Raw genomic sequence first — 4,039 nt, 5'->3', positions numbered from 1 at the left:
AGCGATGGGCTATTATTTAAAGCAATCAAATCTAAGTTTTGTATTGATTGATTCATCAAAAAAGAGTTGGGGATGTTTGGAGGGATCGCTATGACTCCCTTGTATTATTCAGCCCAAGAGGGCACAGTGCTTTAACTGGTCTAGCTCTGACTGGCGATCCGAAAGGTTTTCCATCTAAAAATGAAGTAGCTAATTATTTAGAAACGTATGCCAACTATTTTTCAATCCCTGTAAATTTAATACCAAATTGGAAAGGTTAGAAAAAATAGATGACAGGTTTAGGGTGATAACATCGACAGGATAATGGATAGCTAAAAAGGTTGTAATCGCAACAGGACCTTTTCAAAAGCCTTTTATTCCTAAGTTAAAGGAACATCCATCAAAAACCATATTTCAAATCCACTCTTTAGAGTATCAGAGACCTTCGCAACTTCCTGCTGGAAATGTATTAGTCATTGAGGGTGTCAATTCTGGATCCCAAATTGCAACAAAATTATCTAAGAGTCGGGAAGTCCACATATCTACGGGACATGATCTTGTGTTTATCCCAAAGCAAATACTGAAATTCAGTTTATTTTGGTGGCTTGATGTGACCGGTCTTTCTAAAGTTTCTGTGGATTCTAAGCTCGCTAAGTATTTACAGAAGACGGAGCCTGTAATAGGCCTGGAACTAAAAAAACAAGTGAAAGTAACAGATCGAACAATATCTTTTCAAGAACAGGAAGCTACCTTTAGAGATGGAACTAAAATGAAAGTAGACAATATCATTTGGGCAACAGGACTTCAATTTGATTATAGCTGGATCAATATCTCTGGTGTCGTTAACCAAAAAAATGAACCAATTCATCATAAAGGTATAAGTCCAGTAAAAGGCATTTGTTTTTTAGGACTACCCTGGCTCTCCAGAGTAGGTTCTGCACAATTAAATGGAATAAGCTACGATGCCAGACGTTTATATAAGCATCTTAATAAAACTAACAGAACTCCGGTTTGAAATAAACGACTTTCATTATGATTTTATACTGGGATACAGCCTATGTTTAAAAACTGGCCGTATCCTATTTAACAGCAAATGGCGGCAAAATCGTCGGATGCTACCTTTACCCCTTCTAGCTACGATCGAAAAGAAGCCATATTAAGTAACTTTTTTCTTTGTAACAATTAATGAAATCCTATGGACACTTTGCGAGCACTTATTTCATAGCCCGTTTCATACCATTGATGACACCTTGATGCACCCCTTCATGCCATAGGGTGAATATGAATAGATCCCCTATCATCTTCAACCTTTTATCCCTAAACTCAAACACATTGGCTGCCGGTTCTCCTAATCTTCCGGAAAATGTCTTTCTTATTCGCTCCTTTTGTTCTAATAACAATCCGCGTATTTCATTCAAAGTAAGTGGTGAGGCAGACCAATCTTTTGGACTTGTCCCAGGTTCGAAAGATTCCTGTATTTTTGTGGAAATATCTCCATGTTGATTCATCCCAAAGTAATACATTACTCCCTCCTGTGCAACGAGGATATGTCCTAAATTCCAACGCAGAGAATTGTTATGTCCATTTGGAATCACATCAGCTTGTTCTTCGGTGGTAATAGAATCAAGTAGTTGGATGGATGACTCTCTGTAAAAATCATATTGTTCAAAAATGCCGTCTTCTTTCATTACTTTCACGCTCCCTATTTGTGGTTCTATTTAAGTTTATCACATAGGTCTGCTAGGGGTACCACCAGCCTTTTGACTAACTATAAAAAGCCTTTTTCACCACAATAAGCAATAAATTAATAATTCTACGCCAAATTTTAGTACCGTTAACGAGGGCACTAGTAGTTAATATTGATCTTTTAATCATTAATTTAAGGTTACTTTATCGTAGAATTGTAATTCTGCGCTATTTATATTCACTTTTTGTAAATCAATGGCTTAGCGTGAGTGAAGTGCTAAAATGCTGGTGGTACCCTATAAGTATAATAATTCTTGGTGTTTAATTTACTAAAACAGGTAACATGATTTGGTTAAGACGCCCCAATGTTTCAAGTCCCAAATACACAATGAAAGTTGTCAGGAGCAAAATAACCGTAACAAACGCCCACATCGGTGTCTCAACCATAATTGTTTTATAGGCCTCGGCAAACAGTCTTGTCCCCAACGTAACCATAATAAAAAAATAAATCAGATAAAGCACACCAATTATTTTTCCCAGCCATGAAAAGTGTTGAAATAAGATTTCAATTAACGTCAGACCAGGGAAATGCTGAGATAGCTTTATTAATGAAATAATCCCAATCAACCCTAAAATGGCGCCTCCAATGGCTGCAATCCAACCGTCCCGCCCGCTTTGTTGGAAGACTACCGTTAACAAAATCAAGTGCCCAATGATCGTTAAGGATGTAATAGCTAACATGGCTGCTTGAATATTACTTATTCTACCTTTTTCAATCATGGTTGGTACCTCCGTTTAAATCGCCTAGTGTATCCTCGTATAGTTAACTTAACCTAAGGGAAAATAATAAAAAATTCAGTTGAGGGGGTTATTATGAAAATGAATAGGAGAAGAAAGCAACGTATGGAGGATCTTGCTACGGTTACCATTCTCGGTGCTATTATTTCAGCTACGAACACCGTACATTAAGATCCCCGTTAATTAAAAATAGAAAAAATAAAGAATAGAAAAACCTAGAAATTTTACAAGGAGTAGGATTATGGAATTTTTATATAGCTATTACATTGTTTTTATTCTTGGATTAAGTTGTTTAACATTATGGGTGTTAATATGGTTACTTGATAAATTCGATTAAAGATTAACTAAATTCGCGCAACACGTTTTATAAAAAAATATTTTACCGTGCTTTTCTCGTAACACGAATAGGACACAAAAAATGCTAGGCTATAGTTAATCTAGCATTGATTTAGTCTTTTTTGGATACTTGTACTTGAGTCTAATACAGCATAAAAACATTACTAATTTCGTTAAATCGCTTTTAATAATCTTACTTAAGTACGGATTCACCTCAATGTGGATTTTAAATAAAGTCGCGAAGCTATGATCCACTTTGGATGTACTTTGTCTAAATGACCTTTTTATGGTAAAAATAACATAATGATATTCCAGAAAAGGAGTAAATTCAATCCTGTTATTTTGGGATTGGAGGATCAAATATTATAAATACTGATGTAATACTTAATACAGGCAACCTGTGTTTGTGAATTTTAGCATTGCCCATTTAGTGGGATAGAGTAAAAAGATAAAATTTCAAATGGATAGAAAATCGATTATCCCCAAAAGTGCTTCGTGAACCAGAACAAAAATCCTTATCAAAACCAGTGAATGTGCATTTCGTAAATCATTGTTTAACAAAACGTTTAACGAGTAAAAATTTCCGCTGATAGAGCATAATAAGCTTGTCAAGTTCTTGACTGCATTGATAGAATGTCTTGGTTTGTCGCCAAGAGCAGCTTATTGACATAAAAAATACCCAAATTACATTGAATTCAGGTATCTTATAACGGGTAGGTGTTGAAAAGCAGAGATGAAAAGGTGAGCTACCAAAAAATCAATCCAAGTTGGATATGGCCATCAGCGGGTAAGTACTAGGGAGATCTTAGATGCTTGATTAAAAATAAAATCCTACCATTATCACTAATGTTCCATGTGGTGAAAGTTCCTAAACGATGTCCTATTTACACCGTATCTCCCTGGTAGCCCAAGTCCAAACCACTTTTATTAACAATACATATAGTATTAATGTAAAAAACCTCGAAATGGAGGGAGGGATAGATATGAGCTTTGGATATGGAGGTTATGGTGGTTTTGATAAAGGCAACGATGGCTTTGATGGCGGCAAAGGATTTGCGCTAATTGTTGTATTGTTTATTTTGCTTATCATTGTTGGTGCGGCAATGTTTGATGATAAAAAGTATTATTAATTAAATTAGGAAATGGACAAGGGAATCCCCCTCCTGACCCTTTCCTGATAACTTGTAAAAACTCAACTTTCGGAGGACTAAGATTGGTCGCTCTGAAAGTTGAGTTAATG

5 protein-coding genes are annotated in these 4,039 nt (G+C 35.7%); 3 read left to right on the top strand and 2 right to left on the bottom strand.

The genetic code is table 11. From position 1 onward, the window contains the following. Window positions 1-47 precede the first annotated feature (47 nt). Together AC3G7N_RS20355 and AC3G7N_RS20350 are read left to right on the top strand one after the other, a co-directional pair. Entirely contained in the window at window positions 48-260 is a 213-nt protein-coding gene (locus tag AC3G7N_RS20355; protein ID WP_489423992.1) for a hypothetical protein, read from the top strand. A 47-nt stretch (window positions 261-307) separates the two neighbouring features. Continuing rightward, a complete protein-coding gene (locus tag AC3G7N_RS20350; protein ID WP_489423993.1) occupies window positions 308-994 on the top strand; it encodes an NAD(P)-binding domain-containing protein in 687 nt (228 codons plus the stop codon). Window positions 995-1,193: 199 nt separating this feature from the next. Here the strand turns inward: AC3G7N_RS20350 and AC3G7N_RS20345 are convergent, their stop codons facing one another. Both AC3G7N_RS20345 and AC3G7N_RS20340 read right to left on the bottom strand, forming a co-directional pair. Then, entirely contained in the window at window positions 1,194-1,667 is a 474-nt protein-coding gene (locus AC3G7N_RS20345) for a DinB family protein (protein ID WP_489423991.1), read from the bottom strand. Between the two features lie 319 nt (window positions 1,668-1,986). Beyond that, complete coding sequence (locus AC3G7N_RS20340) at window positions 1,987-2,445, bottom strand: GerAB/ArcD/ProY family transporter (protein ID WP_489423990.1); 459 nt, start codon at window positions 2,443-2,445, stop codon at window positions 1,987-1,989. Between the two features lie 1,337 nt (window positions 2,446-3,782). Between AC3G7N_RS20340 and AC3G7N_RS20335 the strand changes: the two genes are divergently transcribed. Continuing rightward, entirely contained in the window at window positions 3,783-3,929 is a 147-nt protein-coding gene (locus tag AC3G7N_RS20335; RefSeq protein ID WP_489423989.1) for a YjcZ family sporulation protein, read from the top strand. Window positions 3,930-4,039 lie beyond the last annotated feature (110 nt).

This window comes from Virgibacillus carmonensis, assembly GCF_057836705.1.
This window is presented reverse-complemented; position numbering and strand designations above follow the sequence as displayed.